Below are 17,848 nucleotides of genomic sequence, written 5' to 3' on the forward strand. Positions count from 1 at the left end.
TAAGTAATCAAATATGATAGCTTTCCGTGGGGTGAGCTTTAAGCCATCACCGCTCTCTACACGCGCGTTTGTGATGTCTTATCTGTCTCACTCATCCCACTGGAGTCGCCGCCTTTCGCTACAATCATGCATTAAGTAGAAATGTTAAAGTGCTATTGGTAATTTAGCTCATTATCTGTTTTTTGCATTATTATAAAAGCATTTGAGCTAAAGTATTTAAGTTAAGAATAATGTATTTAATCGATTTCCGCTTCGTTTTTACTGCTTAAAGTAAGGTCTCACTCAAAAAAGGAAGATACTCAACTTAATTGCATTTTTGCGAGCGTCTTTTGCATTAGAAAAGTCATCATCATTTCCTCCATGAGCTAAAGTCTTTTTCCTTCTATGACAAATTATTACGTAATGATGTTACATTATTAATGTTTGTCTTCCAGCTATTCATTAATATCATTTGTCTTTGCTTTAAATCCTCAAACGGTTCTTCCATCACTTCAATACGGTCAAATTTTTCTAGGAAGATGGAGGTGTCCCTTAGCCTCTTATATCCTCCGAATCCCTCGTCATCATTTAGTAGCCATACTACCCGCTGGATCTTAGCAAACAATATTCCTCCCGTACACATTGGGCATGGCTCGAGTGAGCTATAAAGCGTAAACTTCTTGTTTTTTATTTTAGCATCAAACATTGCTGATCCTGCGTTTCGTATGGCTTCAATCTCAGCATGTGCCGTAATATCCTGACTTGGATGCACTCTGTTTCTGCCTTTTGCAATGAGGTTAAAATGTTCATCTACAATAACCGAACCAACTGGATAGGTATTCTCCTCTAAAGCTTTTTCTGCTTCCTCTAATGCCATCTCTAAGAAGTGTCGATCTATGTCCATGGTGCTCCCCCGTTACTTAATCACAAATTTTGTTTGGCTGTAGCCTTCTTTTAGCTTTTCCACTTCAAGAATCGCAGGAATGGCCGACTTAAGCTCACTAACATGAGAAATTACACCAACCATTCGTCCAGATTTCTGAAGGTCTACTAGTGTATCTATTGCGTTATTTAATGATTCCTCGTCTAGAGAACCAAAGCCTTCGTCGATAAACATCGTTTCAATCCTTACACTTCCACGATAACCCTGGATGACGTCCGACATACCGAGAGCAAGGCATAGGGAGGCATTAAACTTTTCTCCTCCTGACAATGTTTTTACATCACGAATTTGACCGGTATAGGCATCATATACATCTAATCCAAGCCCACTTTGTTTCCCATGGGTTTCCTGTCTATCGCTTCTCATTAGTTGGTACTGGCCATTCGATAAATACTTCAGCCTCTCATTGGCTGCATGAATGATTTGCTCTAAGTACTCAATTTGTATATATCGTTCAAATGAGATCTTTAAAGGATTTTGCCCTCTAAGCAAATCATACAAATCGAGGATATGACCTACTTGTTGCTCTAATTTGGCTATACGCTCGCTAGATAATGATAATTTTTCTTGTATTTCTGTTCCAGCTTTTACGTATTCCTTTGTACTGTTTAGAGTGTTTAACGCTGATTCGTATGCATTTTTAAGGTGAGTTAACTCCTCTTCAAGTAACTTTAAATCAGCCTTACTTTTACCTTCAAGCTTCTTCTGCCCATCCTTAACTTGCTCAGTAAAGGTATGCACTGCCTGTTTGTAAGCTTCACAGCGTTCCTTTAGTGTCTCTCGATCACGTTCACCCATTTTTGCTTCCTCATAAGCTCTTATCGTCTCAAAGCCCGCCTTAGATAATGCTTCTTTGAACTGGTGATCGGCCTTCTCTTTCTTGCGTATGGCTTCCTTCGCAGATTGAATGGCATGCTCGAGCTTCATCTCAGCTTTCGTATTCGAATCCTCAGCTTCTTTATATTTCTTTTGCACTTGCTCCCACGTATCTTCTAGCTGCTCCTTAAATCTTTTAGCCGCTCTAATTTGGTCCTGTAGGTCGTCTAAATTAGCCACTGTACTTGGAATAGAGCTCTGTTTTGAATCTACTACTGCTTTTACCTGCTCATATTCACCTTTTATCTGAAGGTATAATTTTTCTATATTATTTTTTTCATCTTCTAATTGCTCTATTTGTTCTAAGTTTTTTTTGTATGCTTCTTTTAAGGAATTTAGGTTTGCTTTATCGGAACGCAGCTCTCCTATTTCTATTTCTAGCTTTTCAACATCTAGCTTCACTTGCTCTATTTCTAAAATAGATAATTGAAGCTCTTCTAATTGCTCTAATATTTTTTCTACATTTTCCTGAGCATTTTCTCTTTTGGTACGGACGGTTAAAAAGCTAGTTTCCTTTTGGGTTAAATTACCTTTAAGCATTTGCATTTGGACATCGTTTAATATATCTTCATGAATTCGCGTACTAGTTGGCTTATGTTCGGTACTGCCACACACAGGACAAGCTTCCCCGTCAACGAGCTTAGAGGCCAGAATACTTGCTTGGCTAGTTAGCCATTTCTCCTCTTCATGTTGAAGTGTTAGCTTGGCTTCCAGAAATACTTTTTCTTCCGTTTCTTCTAGACGCTTCAATTCTTCAAACGTCTTCTCCTGCTGTATAAATTCCTGCATTAGCTGATAATGCTCTTTAATCTGAGAATATTGTTGAACCTTGTTATCTAACAGATCGACCCGCTCTTCTAGTTCTTCTTTTTTCTCTTTCAACAAAAGGATGCTTGCCTTAGCTTGCTGGTACTTGCCTATTTTTAAATCTAGCTGTGCTTTTAATTTATTTTGGCTATCGTCAGTTTCTTTTAATTGCGTTTTCTTTTGCTCTAGCTCTTCCATTAATGGCAGTAGAGCATTTAGCTGGATTAAAGCCTTTACACTTAGCTCTCGCTCTTGTTTCCTGTTTGATTCTTGAAGAAATTCTTTCTCCATTTGGCTAAAGAAATTAGCCTTTAAAGCTAGCTCTTCCTTTGCTTTCTCCATTAGGCTTGCCTTTAGATTTTCTTCCGTCACTGTTTCTCTATAGTAGTTTTCGATTGCTTCTATTGAGCTTGCTCTCTCTGCAGCCTCTAACCTTTTTCCTTCTTCTACATACGCAATCTCCTGCCCAAGAAGCTGTTGTAACTTCTGCTCTTTGAACTCTAGATCTTCCAGTTGTATATTTGTATTTTTAGCATTGTAGTATGCAGACTGCTTGGCAATTTGATTTTCATATGCTTCCTCACTGGAAACTTCATCTTTTTTAATCTTTTGGCAGTAAAACTTAGTCTCCTCCTGCAAGGCATCTTGTAATTGGAAGATATTAAATTGACCATCCTCCAGTAACTCAAAAAGTCTAGATTCTCGTTTCGGAAACGAAGCCACAATTTGTTCGGAATAACTATTGCGAGTACTTTCTTCTTTTTTAAGCTCAGCTTCAGCGACTACTTTTTTCTCTTTTAACCTTTCATTAATCATTCTATAAGGTTCGGTTTTAAAAATTTTTCGAAGGATTGCTTCCTTGTTTTCTGTAGAAGAGGTTAATAGTTTCCTAAATTCCCCCTGGGGAAGCATGACGATTTGGCTGAATTGATCTTGCGTAAGCCCAATGATGTCCTCAACCTTTTTGTTAATCTCTGAAACTATTTGTCTTTCGACAACAGGTACTTCTCCTGTCTCCTTAATCTCAAAGAACTCATATCTTTCACCTGTTGAGCTTTTATTTCCTTTTTTAACATGAGGAAGCTGTCTAAAAATACGATATTTCCTATTAAATATTTCAAAAATCAATTCAACAGAAGTGTGCGTATTGTCCAGTGCAAAGTCGCTTCGCAACATTTTTGTATCTTTTCTATCTTCCCCGCTTCCGGAGCCATATAGAGCAAAGCTTATGCCATCAAATATAGTAGTCTTTCCCGCTCCAGTAGCTCCTGATATAACAAATAGGCGATGGTCCTTCAAATCCAAAAAGTTAATGGTTTCTGTAAATTTATAAGGACCGAATGCGGTCATTTTCAATTGAATTGGCTTCATGCTCCGCTCCCTCCTTCTCTCTCTTCAAGCATTAAGCCGGAAAGCACTCCCTTAAATAGCTCCTTAGTTTCCTCTGCCGGAGCTTGTCCCCTTATCTCCTCATAAAACGATTCAAATAACATAAAGTCATCCATTTTATGGCGGCTTATCTGTTCTTCTGTTTTACCTAATCCAATGGATTGAAATACCTTTCTTTCTACATGCATCGCATTAGGATACACAGTTCGAATTTGCTCCATTGGCGAAAGTACTGGTGTATCGTCTAGCAACTTAACAAAAATATAATCCTCACTTGTCGGGTGCTGAAGAATGTCAGTTAAATAGCCTTCCACTGTACGCATATCTCTGTTAGGGATTAGCAGCCTCTTTTCTACCTTTAAATTACCCTCTTTATCAAGTTCTCCTATTAAAAAACCTTTTTTATGATGTTCCTCTGATATTGAATATTTTAAAGGTGATCCGGCGTATTGAATGGTTTCATTTTGCACATAATGTGCTTGATGAAGATGGCCTAATGCCGTGTAATGAAAGTTCTTAAATAGAGAAGCGTCGACATACTCGGCTCCTCCAATTGCTAGTGGTCTTTCTGACTCACTAGTATTTTCCTCCTCTTGTCCTTGAGGTGTAACAAAGGCATGTCCTACTAATACATGTCTTTTAGTAGAATCCATTTGTAATTCTATTTCTTCCACTATTTTTTTCATGGCTAGCTGATGACTAGTAATTGTCTCATCCTCCATTATAAATCGAACCTGTGAAGGATCCATATACGGTACTAGATGAAACTCTACTTCTCCATAGTCATCATTTATTGTCACTGATGTAAGTTCTTTTGTTAGTTGTCCCACTATATGTAAACCAGTTTCTTTCATAATGTTGCTACCAAAGTTCAAACGACCTGGGCTGTCATGATTTCCAGCGATGCTTAGTACAGGAGTCTGATGTTTTAACACGATATCAGCCAGTATATCATTCAATAAATTTACAGCATCAGAAGGTGGCACAGCTCGGTCATACAAATCACCAGCTATAATCACCACATCTGGTTTTTCTTCATCTATTGCTTTTAAAAACTGGGCTAGCACAAGTCTCTGATCTTCGGTCATATAGATACCTTGTACTAATTTACCTAAATGCCAGTCTGCTGTGTGAAATATTTTCAAGAGAAAATACCCTCCTATATAAAGTTAGTATGTTTATTTATATCTATTTTATCATTTATAAATAACAGGTTATATTAACTTGCTAAGATTTCCTAATGAAGTTAAAAAGTAAAAATGTTATGATTATGACCAGAGGAGGATGTTATATGTCAGCAGAAACTTATCAAATAATAGCCATAGCCATATATATGGTGGCCATGCTTGCTATTGGTTATTATTCGTACAGAAAGACGGTTAATTTGACAGATTATATGCTAGGCGGACGTTCACTCGGTCCAGCTGTTACTGCATTAAGTGCAGGAGCTGCCGATATGTCTGGTTGGTTATTGATGGGGTTACCCGGAGCAATATATCTTAGTGGGATGGGAGAAGCTTGGATAGCGATTGGTTTAACCATTGGAGCATATTTAAACTGGTTATATGTGGCTCCACGATTACGTGTATACACACAAGTTTCCAATGATTCCATTACTATTCCAAGTTACTTAGAAAGTCGTTTAAAGCAATCTTCTCGTTTACTACGAGTGGCTTCCGGCCTGATTATTCTTTTATTCTTTACATTTTATGTATCTTCAGGAATGGTTTCAGGCGGAGTTTTCTTTGAAAGCTCTTTTGGATTAGACTACCACACGGGTCTGTTAATTGTATCGGGAGTAACAGTAGCCTATACACTATTTGGGGGCTTCCTTGCAGTTAGTTACACAGATTTCCTTCAAGGTCTTCTCATGTTCCTTGCTTTAATAGCTGTTCCAATAGTGGGAGTATTTACAACTGGTGGGTTAAGTGAAACTGTAGAATCGATAAAAGCAGTAGATCCTACTCATCTTAGCTTATTTGCAGGTACTACCTTTGTTGGAATTGTTTCTGCCGTTGCATGGGGACTTGGCTACTTTGGGCAGCCTCATATCATTGTTCGTTTTATGGCTATAAGCTCTGTAAAAGAAACTAAACAAGCTCGTCGCATCGGTATCGGTTGGATGATTTTAAGTTTAGCTGGAGCAATTGGAACTTCTTTAGTTGGAGTTGCATATTATCAACAAAATCCAAACCTTAGTTTAGATAATCCTGAAACTGTATTTATTGCTCTTGGGCAAATTATATTCCATCCATTTATTGCAGGCATTATGCTAGCTGCTATTTTAGCTGCAGTAATGAGTACCATCTCATCTCAGCTAATAGTTACTTCTTCGGCTCTAATAGAAGATTTGTACAAAGCAGTGATTAAAACAGATGCTTCTGATAAAACATATGTTTTATATGGACGCCTTGCGGTACTAGTTGTATCTATAATAGCCTTGGTAATTGGTTGGGATCAAGAGTCTACTATCTTGAAACTTGTTTCCTTTGCTTGGGCTGGTTTTGGAGCTGCTTTCGGACCGGTTATTTTACTTTCTTTGTATTGGAGAAAGCTAACTTCACAAGGCGCAGTATGGGGAATGGTCATCGGGGCAATAACTGTTGTCATTTGGGGTACTAACGAAACACTTTCAGATACATTATATGAAATTGTTCCAGGTTTCCTTTTAGCTCTTATTTTCACTGTTGTAGTAAGCTTGTTAACCTACAAGCCTAATGCAGAGATTGAAAAAGAATTCGATGAAACAGTTCGATTGTTAAAAGAAGAACGTAGTAAAAAATAAGCAAAGGGCTAACCGCATATCTACGGTTAGCTCTTTTTCTATATATTGTCCTATATGATATTTGTCATAGTGTTGACTTGACGTTTATGCCTACTCCTAATACCAACACTTCTATATAGTTAACCTAACAAGTTCTATATGTAGGAGGAATAATAATGAGTAGAGAAAAAACACTCGAGTTACGTAAAAATGTAAAGCCATTTGAAAATTCCGAGTTAAAGAAAAGTATCGTCCAGTTGGTTAATACGATTCCACCATTTTTTATCCTCTGGTTTTTAGCCTATTTAAGCCTCGACATTTCTGTATGGCTGACTGTTGGATTGTCTGTCATTGCTGCAGGATTTGTCGTTCGTATATTTATTATCTTTCATGATTGCACACACGGATCCTTCTTTAAAAATAAAAAAGCTAACAATATAACAGGAACTATCACTGGTATTATCACATTGTTTGCTTACGAAAAGTGGAAACGCGAGCATAATATTCATCATGCAACTAGCGGTAACCTAGATAAACGTGGAGTCGGCGATATTTGGATGATGACCGTTGAAGAGTATGTAGAGGCTTCACCTATGAAGCGACTTTCTTATCGACTATATCGCAATCCTATCGTTATGTTTGGCTTAGGACCTGCATTACTATTTTTAGTAAGTAATCGTTTTAATCGTAAAGGCGCTCGAGGAAAAGAGCGTAATAATACGTATATCATTAACATTTCAGTGATTGCAATTTATTCTTTCATGATTTGGATGATTGGCTGGCAAGCCTTTGCAATTATTCAAGGAACTATTCTTTTTGTAGCAGGAGCATTAGGTATTTGGTTATTCTACGTACAACATCAGTTTGAGGATTCCTATTTCGAGGATGAGAAAGAATGGGATTATGTGAAAGCTGCCATCGAAGGAAGCTCTTATTACAAGTTACCACGTGTACTACAATGGGTAACTGGCAATATCGGCTTTCATCATGTGCACCATCTAAGTCCAAGAGTTCCTAATTACAATTTAGAAAAAGCACATGAATCGACACCACCTTTACACAAGGCAACAACCATCAATCTTCGTACTAGCTTACAGTCCATTCATTTCCGTTTGTTTGATGAAGAAAATAAAAGCTTTGTAAGCTTTAAAGAGATTAAGCATTTGCTGAAGCAATCCAATCTAAATGCTAAAAATACAACATTTGAAGGAAAATAAATCCCTAATTTAACCATTCCTTTTTACGAGGGAATGGTTTTTCTATTATAATATAGGAAAGCGTATATGCGAGAGGTGTCTTATAAATGACAAAGTGGTATCAAATTTTCCCTAAATCTCCCTGGTTAAGTATTTATGCTTGGATAGTATTTTGTATCTTCCCTTTCTTCTTCATCTTTCGTTCAAATGAGCTTTCAGAAATTATTTTCGGCTTACTTTTAACCGGCATATTCTTTCTTGCATATCGTCTTTCTTTTAAGTCTACAGGTTGGTTTTTATACGTTTGTTTAGCTATTGAAATAACGATTAGCTTATTTATGACCTTCTTTTACGGCTATATATACTTCTCTATTTTTCTTTCTTTCTTTATTGGTAATATCACACAAAAGGTAGGCTTCTTTTTGATATATAGCTTAAATATTGTTGCAACCTTAACTGTAGTCATCATTGGTTTCTTTGTAGAAATAGAGCTATTTATCTCTCAATGGCCATTTTTAGTCATATGTATGCTTGGTGTAATCCTATTGCCTTTTAGCACCTATAATCGACATAAACGAGAAATGTTAGAAGGCCAATTAGAGGATGCTAATAAGCGGATTGCTCAGTATATGGTTATAGAGGAACGAGAAAGAATAGCAAGAGATTTACACGATACGCTTGGTCAAAAGCTATCAATGATAGGATTGAAAAGCGACTTAGCTGGAAGATTAATGGATAAGGACCCTGAGGCAGCCAAGCATGAAATTCAAGATATTCACCAGACTGCACGTTCCGTTTTGAAGGAAGTACGGGAATTAGTTACAAACATGCGGGGTACTAAATTAGAGGATGAGATTTATCGAGTGCAACAAATATTAAACGCGGCGGAAATTTCTTGTAAGTTTAGTGGTTCTCTCAACACTGTTAAACTCCCTCCAATTGTAGAAAATATGCTAAGTATGTGTCTGAAGGAAACAGTCACGAATGTAGTAAAACATAGTGGAGCTACATCGTGTTCGATTTCTCTCAAGCAGTCTGCTAAAGAAACCCTACTGAAGGTACATGACAATGGCAAGGGTTTAGATCTTAGTAAGGATTGGATTAAAGGACATGGATTGCAAGGTATTAAGGAACGATTGGAATTTGTAAATGGCAGTCTTGATATCTATTCAAAAAATGGCACTACCATCAATATACGAGTTCCAAATGTAATATTACAAACACGGCAGGAGGATTAGACATGATACGAATTGTTATAGCTGAAGATCAACGGATGGTGTTAGGGGCACTTGGCTCTCTTCTCAATCTAGAAGAAGACATGGAAGTAATCGGTAAAGCAAATAATGGAGAGGAAGCTCTTAAACTTATTCAACAGCTTCAACCTGATATTTGTATTATGGATATTGAAATGCCTATTAAAAGTGGACTAGATGCTGCGGAAGAGTTAAAAGATAACCCTTGTAAGGTAATTATATTAACTACCTTTGCCCGCTCAGGATATTTTGAAAGAGCACGTAAAGCAGGAGTTAATGGTTATCTTTTAAAGGATAGTCCTAGTGAGGAGCTCGCAAATTCTATCCGTATAATTATGGATGGCCGCAGAATTTATGCTCCAGAATTAGTAGATATGGCCTTTGAAGAAGAGAATCCTTTAACCGAAAGAGAGAGCCAAGTTCTTGAACTAATTGCCGATGGCAAAAATACAAAAGAAATTGCAAATGAGCTTTTCATTACAACAGGGACTGTCCGAAATTATATATCAGTGATTTTAGAAAAGCTTCAAGTGGGTAATCGAATTGAAGCAATCTCTCGTTTTAAAGAAAAAGGTTGGTTCAAATAATAATTCTCCATTTTTATAGTTACTTTTTTCCATATTTCGCGTCTAATACTTTACACACTTTTGAATTGTACTAGTCAAGTCAATAATCCTTTAATAAAAGGAGGAGAGTGAAATATGAAAAAAAAGTATCTTATTTTAACCCTTGTCCTAATTGCATGTGTCGTACTATTAATTGTTTTTGTCCCAAATGTATTTAGCAATGTTGAAGCTCCCGACAAGGAAGTATCCGAGGAGAATCAAGAGGCAATTATGACGGAGCGGGAACAGGAAAGCACTGACAAGCAAGTGCATTACACGATTAACTTTGACGAAGATCGTTATAAGCTAATCGTAGGCGACCAGTCGGACGTTCTTACAACAAGAGAGCCTTTAGAGGAAAAGTATCCAGAGGTTTCTATGAAAATTGAACAAATCAAAGATCAAACACCGGATGAGCTGCTCCCCATTTTAGAAAAACAAATAGAATTGGATTATACCAGTCCGAAAGAAACAGAGACTGTTACAGAACCAGTGAGAGGATACTGGTTGCACGCAATTAGCCATGATACTACGGGGTTAACTAATTGGGATAGTCCGGTCGGCGACATTTATATCATTGACAATGGTAATGGTGGCAGCTTTGTTATTACACAGAAGTATTTTCTAGAAGCTGCTGAAGGTCACGGTTCGAATTTCCGAAGTATACTAGAGACATTTCAAATAGTAGATAAATAAATATAAAACCCCCTGCTTTTATTCACTCTAAATGTGAAATTTGCAGGGGGTTTTACTTACTTTTTAATGTGACAACGACTAACTCAGGAGTATTAAATACACGAATAGGTACCAAACTGTTACCTAAACCACGGCTTACAATCATTGTTGTATCCTCTGCTTCATAGGTTCCTGATGTATATTTAGGAAACACTCCCTGCCCAGGAGCAACTAAACCTCCTAATCCGGGAATTCGGAATTGGCCTCCATGCGCATGACCAGAGAACACTAAATCCATTTTATAATCTACATAGTCTTGAAATACCTCTGGTCGGTGGGACAGCACTAGCGTATAATCCTCGCTATCTTCAAACCGCTTAAGCTGCTCATTAACTGAGAAACCGCTTAAGGGGTCTTCAATGCCGATAATACGCATCTTTTCACCGTTATATTCCATCATTTCTTCTTCATTGGTTAAAACATGGACACCCACATTCTGTAAGGAAGTTTTAATATGATTTACATCATTGGTGGCAATTTCATGATTCCCTGTAACATAGTAAACTGGTGCTATATTAATAATTTGATTGACTAAATCTAGACTATTCTGTAAGTCATAGCGATTGCTGTCAATTATATCACCCGTTATAAAAATAATGTCCGGGTTTATGTCCTTAATCTTATTGACGAGTTTAACTTGTTTTTCCCCAAATGTTGCATCATGTAAGTCTGAAATTTGTAGTATTGTCCAATCATTAAAGCTAGCTGGAATCTTTTCTGATTCAATTGTAACTTCGTTAATACTTACGCGAGTGTTCCCTATGTAAAGCGACACAGCTAATATTACTACTAATAAAAAAATCCATTTTTTCATCTAAAATCTCCTAGTTTGTATGTACAAAGAGGTTGTTCACGTGAGATTCAAAATAATCCCCATACATTTATATGGGGATTGCTAAATTTGTCGACTTTTCTTATTTCCCAGGAAATAAGTGCTAGTTCATTCCACTAGTGGCTGAAAAAACAAAGAAAATTATAATAGCATAAAGCAAAATAGTTAACACTATAGAAATAGCCATCCAAATAAGTGTTGCTCGTGCATAGTTACGTCTTGGATCTGGATTTCCAAACCCCCAGATAAACAGCATAACTAAATTGGCGATTGGAATAATCATAATAAGCATAGTGATTAGCCAATCTCCTACGGACATCTCAGTAGAAGTCTTTGAAGTCGAGCCTTCTGGTTTGTACTTTTGTAGCTGCTCCTCTTCATACGTGTTCAAATCAATTCCTCCATTCCCTATTATAATTACATGAGAAAATCATGTCTATTTCCATTTTACGTTATAAAAGGTAAAATAGTCATCTAATTATAGAAAAGAATTATTGAATTTTCATCATACTCATTGGAGTTACAATTCCAATTAATTGATTGCTTAATTTTCCATTCTTGGTAATGAGAAGAGCTTCTAATCTCTTCCCTCTTCCAATTGCAGATTTGAATATTTCCAGCGCCTCATAGACAGACATATCAGCTTCTACAAACCGATGATTCTCTCTATTACTTTCATGCTTCAGAATTTCACCCAAAGTAGCTTTTTTTCGGGAGAAGTTCTCGGATTCAGCCTCACTTGCCATCCACATAGTAATCCCTACAGGTGTAATGAGCCCCTTAAATTTATCATCACTATATACAGGAAACTGATTATATTTTTTGTCCTTAATAATCTTTAGTGCATAGATTAAAGAATCTGTTTCTTGAAAGGTAGTCACATTACCTGAGAACATTTGAGCCACAGTTATAGGTTTACTAAGAGCGCCCTCTAGTTCTTCCATCCTTGCTACGACCTCTTCATGAGGTTCAGCTATAGCATATTCCATTGTTGTTCTATGATGTACAATGGCATTTCTTAAATCGCCATACTCTCGTAAATCTGCTTCATATCTTCTAATAATAGCGTTCTTCTTTTTCGCGAAGTCAATTAGCCTAAAAAAAGATAGGTGCTCCTGCGTACCAACCATCTCTCTCATGATTTTGTCTAAACGGTTATAGGATGTAATGAAACGATCCGAGTTACGTAACTCCATGCTTTAGTCACCTCGTATTATATTTTTGCTTTAAATATATTCTTTTTAGCAAAATACACTGCTCCAATCAGTAAAATGCCAATTACCAATATAGTGATTAACATGCTCCACATGAAAGAACTCTGTGGTATATCCCCATTTAAGACTAGCCCCGCATACATCGGTAGCTTCCATGGAGAGATAGTCCAGTATGTGCCTAACAATCCATCTACAAACTGAACAAATATTACCAAAATGACAGATATGGTAGAAGCAATCCCTGTAGAGAATGCAGCGCTTGAAAACAAAACAATACTTACGACAAATAAAAGCCATATGATATAAGTACCTGAAAATCCAAAGAAGCTGGAGAATTCAATTGTTCCAAAAAGAATCGACGTATAATATAGACTTGCCATAATTCCTATAATAAAACTTCCTACAACGATTATACTCATTACAGCTAGTTTGCTACTTACATAGTCGGTAAATGAAATAGGCCGAACATATAACAAAGTAGCTGTTCCATTTTTTCGTTCCCTAGATACTAGCCCTGCAAACGCTAATGTCACTACTAGCATTCCGATTAATTGATATTGATTAATGGTGGACATTAGTATTTGCTCAGGCGTCATTGGAGGGAATTGAATGACTGTACCCTCTGGTAGATTGCCAACAGAGCTTAAAATCTGTGGCATATAGTAATTAGCTACTGGCTCAGTAATTCCAAAGAGAACAAATACGAGAGGAATCCATAGAAGTTTGAAATTACGAGTATTTTCTCTCCATTCCTTTTGAAATAACACTAGAAATGTCCTCATTGTTTGTTCACCACCTGCATAAATATTTCCTCGAGATTAGCTGCAGCCTTCTCTATCTTTTGGATATTCCAGTCATCCAGGGCAACATACGCTAGAATCTCTCTCATTTCAGGCTCCATTCCTCGTAAAGGAATCCAGACAGATTTCCCTTTTTGAATGGCTTTCCATGGGGAACTACTCACAAACCTTCCAGAATCTTGCTCGTTAGAGAAAAAGACTTTAATCATTGGATTGGCATAGTTTTCACGAACCATCGATAGAGATCCTTGTTCGACTAGTTCTCCGTTTCTTAAAAATAATAGTTGATCTGTCATTTCCTCTGCATCATTTAAAATATGCGTGGAATATAGGATAGTCGTTTTTTCTTGAAGCTCCTTTAAGAGATTCAATATCTCTCGTCTACCTACTGGGTCCAAAGCCGATACTGGCTCATCTAACAAAAGGAGGGATGGTTGGTGTACAATAGCCTGTGCTAATCCTAACCTTTGTTTCATTCCACCAGAAAATGTTCCTATTTTTTTCTTCTTTGCTTTTTCTAAACCTACAAAATCTAATATTTTCTCTGCTTCTAATTTGGCCGTTCTCGTCTCTATCCCACTTAATTTTGCTGTCATCTCGGTAAACTCAAGTGCTGTGAGCCACGAAAAAAATTTAGGATACTGGGGTAAAAAACCAATCATGCTCCTAAGATCACTCTTATTTCCATCTAACTTAATATCACCAAATGTTGGCTCCACAAGACCTGTCAGCATAGAGAGAGTAGTCGTTTTACCCGCCCCATTAGGCCCAATCAAAGCAGTAGAAGTATTTTTCATCAATGAAAAGGATACATCTCGAACTACTGTTTCTCTTCCATATTCTTTTGTTAGTGATTCTACGCTTAATAATATTGTCATTCGTTACGTCTCCCCACTATAAAATATAAAATAGAACCTAATATTCCAGATATTAATATAATTATTGCCCATAGCCACTTAGGACCATTTGTTGCATATATTCTTATAAGGTCAATAAAGGCTACCAACATTAAAATGAATTGTAAAATAATAATTGGTAATACTAATTCCCAAGGTATAGTTGAAAAATTCAATATAGTTCCTCCTTTTTAATTCCTACCTTTATAAAAGAAAGGTTTCATAAATTATGTTATAATAAAAAATTGGGGGGTGAATTGAATGGAAACTATTATAAGAAAAGCTAAAAGAGAAGACGCCGAAGCCTCAGTTCCGCTGATCATGGAGGCAATCGGAGATATTTCTATGCAAATGACTGGTGAAACTGAAGAATCAGCAATTACCCAGGAATTCATTCACTTATTTACTCAAACCAGCAATCGTCATTCATTTTTAAATACATACGTTGCAGAAATGGAAGGTCAAGTTGCTGGAGTTCTAGTTTTTTATACTGCTGAACAAGCAGTTACTTTGGATGCTAATTTAGAGAAGTATCTTTCAGCCAAAAGTGGAACACAGGTTACAATCGATAAAGAGACGTTACCTGGAGAATGGTATATAGATACTGTAGTCGTTGATCCAACCTATCGTGGACATGGGATTGGAACGAAACTGTTAAATTTTGCTGAACAAGTAGTTAAAAATAACGGTGGCGGGAAACTCTCCTTGAATGTAGAAACTGAGAAAGAGGCTGCAATACGCTTATATAATCGTCTAGGATTTGAAAATGTTTGTCCTTGGACCATTATCGGCGAGCCTTTCTATCACATGGTGAAAACGGTAGGCCCCTGATTGAAGGAGAAGCAAGGTTATGAAATTATGGATTTACCCATTAATGGTTGTCTTCGCAGCCAGCTGTTATGGGACCTTATCAACAATGGTGAAGTTAGCAATTGGACAAGGATATACAGCTTCTGAAGCTGTTTCCAGTCAATATATTGTTGGTTTCCTATTAGCATTACTCATCTACATGGTTACACAAAGAAAAATACCACGCCTTTATGGCGGGTTTAAAATTGTACTGTTAGCAGGTATTTTTACAGCAACTACGGGTATTGTCTATGGACAAGCTCTTATATATTTACCAGCCTCTCTAGCAGTAGTCATGCTCTTCCAGTTTACTTGGATTGGCACATTGATTGATTGTATTATAAGAAAAAGATTACCTTCTCGAGCAGAAGTTATCTCTCTTATTATTTTATTTGCTGGTACTTTACTAGCTGCAGGTGTACTAGACGTCGATTTAAGTGGAATCGACTGGAGAGGCTGGGTTTATGGTTTCGCAGCCGCGGTATCCTTCTCACTTAACATGAACATCAATACTAAACAAGTAGAGGGAATGAATACTACTACTCGTCTGCTATGGGTTTCCTTTATCGCTGCTTTGATGATTTCGGTTTTCCAAAGCCCAGAAATTATGTGGAATGGGAAACTTTTCACAGAATCTCTTCTTTTCTTGGGACTAGGCTTAGGATTACTAGGTATCATTATCCCAATTTATTTCTTCGTAATTGCTGTACCAAAAGTAGGCGGTGCAGTTTCATCTATTTTAAGTGCTATGGAATTGCCAGTTGCTGTTATGGTATCCGTACTTGTTCTAAGTGAAGCTCTTACCTGGCTACAGGTACTAGGAATCGTTGTCATATTGATAGGTATGTGTATACCTACAATTGCAGACATCCGAAGAAAACAAAAACAACAGAAGGCTATATTTTAACTTGAAACGCTGAACTACTAGTTCAGCGTTTTTTTTATGATAAGAAAAGATTTAGGAATAGCTTTCTATCACTCATTTACTTAAGGTAGATACCTTCATTTTCTTATTTAATAAACTTAAGGATTCCTTCAACCAATCCATCTGCTAGCGGGAGGCTCGGATCTGTATATGTTGCCATATTTCCTGCTTCATCGTCTGGGGATTCCTTTAATACATGATTCATTTTCTCAATGATCAATAGTTCAGAATCTCCCTTTGCTTGATGTAAAAGTTTTGCATCGTTACTTGGAACTTGCATATCTAATGTACCGTTCACGATTAATACTCTTGAATCTAATTGTTGAATTTGTTCAGCTGGATTGTATTGTAACCATGAAATCATATATGGTTGAACAGACGGACGAAATATGCTTTGTAATTCATTAGAGACTTCATCCACCTGTTGACCTTGCTTAAGCTTTTCTAATATTTTTTGAGATTCCTCCATAAGATTATTTGGTAACTGAGCGCTTAATTGCTCTTTTAATATCTCATCTATTGGTCTTCCCGCACCTGCTAGTGATATAAATATAGAGGCTTCTACCTCTTTTGCAGCAACCATACCTATAAGAGATCCTTCACTATGACCTATGAAGCCTATATCACTAAAGCGTTCGTCATCTTTTGCAAAGTTTGCCCAAGCTTCTGCATCTTCAATATAGTGATGAAATCTTAGTTCTTCTTCCTTTGTGGCAAGATCAATGTTTTGTCCTACTCCTCTTTTATCATAGCGTATGCTAGCAATTCCCTCTGCTGCTAGTTCTTCTGCAATCATTTTTAAGCTATTATTTTTCCCTGCCATAACTAAGGAGTTTCCATTACGATCGGTGGGTCCTGAACCTGCAAGAATAATCATAAGCGGAAAAGGTCCTTCCCCCTCTGGAACTTCTATTTGACCAATCATTTTGCCACCCATTACTTCAATTTCTTCTAAATGCTCAGCAGTTCCTTCAAGTTCATTTACTTTGCTCAATTCAAACGGGAACGACTGCCCTTGTTGTGTAAACGTCCCTGCGATTTTTTCATTCTCCAGCTTTCCTAGAAAGGATATCTTTTGTCCCGGCAGCGGCATGTTAAAAGTAATATCAGTATCGTTTAGAGTAATATTGGTAAGCGGATGATCATTTAAACCCTGGATAGGGATACTAATACTACCTTTTTCTTTTGTAAACTGTATAGTGATTGGTAACGGCTGATTAGGCACATTAATAGATCCTTCCCAAATCCCTTCTACAGTCTCTAAGGAAACAGTTTTCTTTGATTCATCCTTACCTTTGGACACATCGTTCACCTCCTGTTTGTTACTACAAGCTGAAAGTATTATAAAAAGAAATATTAAAGTTAATATAAGGCCCTTTTTATTGATTATTTCCATCCCCCCGTCTGTTCTATTTTAAGTATAACAGAAGTGCATAAAGGAGTAAATATTTTAATTGTAGTTTAAAATAATTATTAAAATTATTCATCATAAGCTTAAAGGGTTTAAATTTGCATGTTCCTTGGGCTGCGAAAACAGATGGGTGTGGCAGATTTCTTCGTCAGCCGCAGTCGATGGTTCTCGCGTATGCTATACGCTCCGAGCCTCTCTTCCTTGCTTCCTTGAACTCTTTGCCGCCCCTCTGCTTTCTCGTACACTTGCTTAGTTAGGAATGGTTAGTACCTTCGGCACTTCTAATTTCTTTATAGAACAAACAAAAAAGCCGTCACCGATTTCTCGGTAACGACTTTTTCCAGTGCCCAGCGACGTCCTACTCTTGCAGGGGG

At 37.1% G+C, this 17,848-nt stretch carries 17 protein-coding genes; 7 read left to right on the forward strand and 10 right to left on the reverse strand.

Annotated elements, in window-relative coordinates; genetic code table 11:
* Window positions 1-382 precede the first annotated feature (382 nt).
* The 3 genes from H9650_RS12045 to H9650_RS12055 are packed head-to-tail and all read right to left on the reverse strand — an operon-like array spanning window position 383 to window position 5,139.
* Window positions 383-883, reverse strand: a complete 501-nt coding sequence (locus H9650_RS12045) for a nucleoside deaminase (RefSeq protein WP_151111802.1) — start codon at window positions 881-883, stop codon at window positions 383-385.
* Window positions 884-895: 12 nt separating this feature from the next.
* Complete coding sequence (locus H9650_RS12050; protein ID WP_191697327.1) at window positions 896-3,976, reverse strand: AAA family ATPase; 3,081 nt, start codon at window positions 3,974-3,976, stop codon at window positions 896-898.
* Window positions 3,973-5,139: an exonuclease SbcCD subunit D gene (locus tag H9650_RS12055; RefSeq protein WP_191697328.1), complete on the reverse strand. Its 1,167-nt coding sequence runs from the start codon at window positions 5,137-5,139 to the stop codon at window positions 3,973-3,975. The genes H9650_RS12050 and H9650_RS12055 overlap by 4 nt, the downstream gene beginning before the upstream one ends.
* A gap of 146 nt (window positions 5,140-5,285) precedes the next feature.
* On the opposite strand from H9650_RS12055, the gene putP reads away from it, so the two are divergent.
* From putP to H9650_RS12080, 5 genes are all read left to right on the forward strand, one after another.
* Window positions 5,286-6,779, forward strand: a complete 1,494-nt coding sequence (gene putP / locus H9650_RS12060) for a sodium/proline symporter PutP (RefSeq protein WP_144538278.1) — start codon at window positions 5,286-5,288, stop codon at window positions 6,777-6,779.
* 155 nt (window positions 6,780-6,934) lie between these two features.
* On the forward strand, window positions 6,935-7,975 hold the full coding sequence (locus H9650_RS12065; RefSeq protein WP_144538277.1) for a fatty acid desaturase: 1,041 nt from the start codon (window positions 6,935-6,937) through the stop codon (window positions 7,973-7,975).
* A gap of 86 nt (window positions 7,976-8,061) precedes the next feature.
* Window positions 8,062-9,192: a sensor histidine kinase gene (locus H9650_RS12070; RefSeq protein ID WP_154311946.1), complete on the forward strand. Its 1,131-nt coding sequence runs from the start codon at window positions 8,062-8,064 to the stop codon at window positions 9,190-9,192.
* 2 nt (window positions 9,193-9,194) lie between these two features.
* A complete protein-coding gene (locus H9650_RS12075) occupies window positions 9,195-9,794 on the forward strand; it encodes a response regulator transcription factor (RefSeq protein ID WP_144538275.1) in 600 nt (199 codons plus the stop codon).
* Window positions 9,795-9,908: 114 nt separating this feature from the next.
* Window positions 9,909-10,508 carry a hypothetical protein gene (locus tag H9650_RS12080; RefSeq protein WP_154311947.1) on the forward strand — a complete coding sequence of 200 codons (600 nt, stop codon included), beginning with the start codon at window positions 9,909-9,911 and terminating at the stop codon, window positions 10,506-10,508.
* A 52-nt stretch (window positions 10,509-10,560) separates the two neighbouring features.
* Here the strand turns inward: H9650_RS12080 and H9650_RS12085 are convergent, their stop codons facing one another.
* The 6 genes from H9650_RS12085 to H9650_RS12110 all read right to left on the reverse strand — a co-directional run bounded on the left by H9650_RS12085 (window position 10,561) and on the right by H9650_RS12110 (window position 14,465).
* Window positions 10,561-11,361, reverse strand: coding sequence for a metallophosphoesterase (locus H9650_RS12085; protein WP_191697329.1), 801 nt, complete (start codon window positions 11,359-11,361; stop codon window positions 10,561-10,563).
* Between the two features lie 121 nt (window positions 11,362-11,482).
* A complete protein-coding gene (locus tag H9650_RS12090) occupies window positions 11,483-11,770 on the reverse strand; it encodes a hypothetical protein (protein ID WP_222123068.1) in 288 nt (95 codons plus the stop codon).
* A gap of 100 nt (window positions 11,771-11,870) precedes the next feature.
* Window positions 11,871-12,575, reverse strand: a complete 705-nt coding sequence (locus H9650_RS12095) for a CBS domain-containing protein (RefSeq protein ID WP_144538272.1) — start codon at window positions 12,573-12,575, stop codon at window positions 11,871-11,873.
* A 17-nt stretch (window positions 12,576-12,592) separates the two neighbouring features.
* Window positions 12,593-13,375, reverse strand: coding sequence for an ABC transporter permease (locus H9650_RS12100; RefSeq protein WP_144538271.1), 783 nt, complete (start codon window positions 13,373-13,375; stop codon window positions 12,593-12,595).
* Window positions 13,372-14,271 (reverse strand): ABC transporter ATP-binding protein, encoded by a 900-nt coding sequence (locus tag H9650_RS12105; protein ID WP_191697330.1) that lies wholly within the window; start codon window positions 14,269-14,271, stop codon window positions 13,372-13,374. Before H9650_RS12105 ends, H9650_RS12100 begins: the two co-directional genes overlap by 4 nt.
* Entirely contained in the window at window positions 14,268-14,465 is a 198-nt protein-coding gene (locus H9650_RS12110) for a PLDc N-terminal domain-containing protein (RefSeq protein WP_225216048.1), read from the reverse strand. The genes H9650_RS12105 and H9650_RS12110 overlap by 4 nt, the downstream gene beginning before the upstream one ends.
* Before the next feature lie 85 nt (window positions 14,466-14,550).
* Between H9650_RS12110 and H9650_RS12115 the strand changes: the two genes are divergently transcribed.
* Together H9650_RS12115 and H9650_RS12120 are read left to right on the forward strand one after the other, a co-directional pair.
* Window positions 14,551-15,120, forward strand: coding sequence for a GNAT family N-acetyltransferase (locus tag H9650_RS12115; RefSeq protein WP_144538269.1), 570 nt, complete (start codon window positions 14,551-14,553; stop codon window positions 15,118-15,120).
* Between the two features lie 19 nt (window positions 15,121-15,139).
* The gene (locus H9650_RS12120; RefSeq protein ID WP_144538268.1) at window positions 15,140-16,045 is read left to right on the forward strand and encodes an EamA family transporter; all 906 of its coding nucleotides are present in this window, start codon (window positions 15,140-15,142) and stop codon (window positions 16,043-16,045) included.
* 103 nt (window positions 16,046-16,148) lie between these two features.
* On the opposite strand, the gene H9650_RS20795 is transcribed toward H9650_RS12120, so the two are convergent.
* On the reverse strand, window positions 16,149-17,366 hold the full coding sequence (locus tag H9650_RS20795; protein WP_318245413.1) for an alpha/beta hydrolase family protein: 1,218 nt from the start codon (window positions 17,364-17,366) through the stop codon (window positions 16,149-16,151).
* Window positions 17,367-17,848: the final 482 nt, after the last annotated feature.

Source organism: Psychrobacillus faecigallinarum (assembly GCF_014836595.1).
Lineage (GTDB): Bacteria > Bacillota > Bacilli > Bacillales_A > Planococcaceae > Psychrobacillus > Psychrobacillus faecigallinarum.

Excerpts from the sequence above, each read along its gene's own strand:
- H9650_RS12070 (WP_154311946.1), top strand. The coding sequence starts at position 8,062 with ATGACAAAGTGGTATCAAATTTTCCCTAAATCTCCCTGGTTAAGTATT.
- H9650_RS12075 (WP_144538275.1), top strand. The coding sequence starts at position 9,195 with ATGATACGAATTGTTATAGCTGAAGATCAACGGATGGTGTTAGGGGCA.
- H9650_RS12085 (WP_191697329.1), bottom strand. The coding sequence starts at position 11,361 with ATGAAAAAATGGATTTTTTTATTAGTAGTAATATTAGCTGTGTCGCTT.
- H9650_RS12080 (WP_154311947.1), top strand. The coding sequence starts at position 9,909 with ATGAAAAAAAAGTATCTTATTTTAACCCTTGTCCTAATTGCATGTGTC.
- H9650_RS12045 (WP_151111802.1), bottom strand. The coding sequence starts at position 883 with ATGGACATAGATCGACACTTCTTAGAGATGGCATTAGAGGAAGCAGAA.
- H9650_RS12120 (WP_144538268.1), top strand. The coding sequence starts at position 15,140 with ATGAAATTATGGATTTACCCATTAATGGTTGTCTTCGCAGCCAGCTGT.
- H9650_RS12105 (WP_191697330.1), bottom strand. The coding sequence starts at position 14,271 with ATGACAATATTATTAAGCGTAGAATCACTAACAAAAGAATATGGAAGA.
- H9650_RS12065 (WP_144538277.1), top strand. The coding sequence starts at position 6,935 with ATGAGTAGAGAAAAAACACTCGAGTTACGTAAAAATGTAAAGCCATTT.
- H9650_RS12050 (WP_191697327.1), bottom strand. The coding sequence starts at position 3,976 with ATGAAGCCAATTCAATTGAAAATGACCGCATTCGGTCCTTATAAATTT.
- H9650_RS12100 (WP_144538271.1), bottom strand. The coding sequence starts at position 13,375 with ATGAGGACATTTCTAGTGTTATTTCAAAAGGAATGGAGAGAAAATACT.
- H9650_RS12095 (WP_144538272.1), bottom strand. The coding sequence starts at position 12,575 with ATGGAGTTACGTAACTCGGATCGTTTCATTACATCCTATAACCGTTTA.
- H9650_RS12115 (WP_144538269.1), top strand. The coding sequence starts at position 14,551 with ATGGAAACTATTATAAGAAAAGCTAAAAGAGAAGACGCCGAAGCCTCA.
- putP (WP_144538278.1), top strand. The coding sequence starts at position 5,286 with ATGTCAGCAGAAACTTATCAAATAATAGCCATAGCCATATATATGGTG.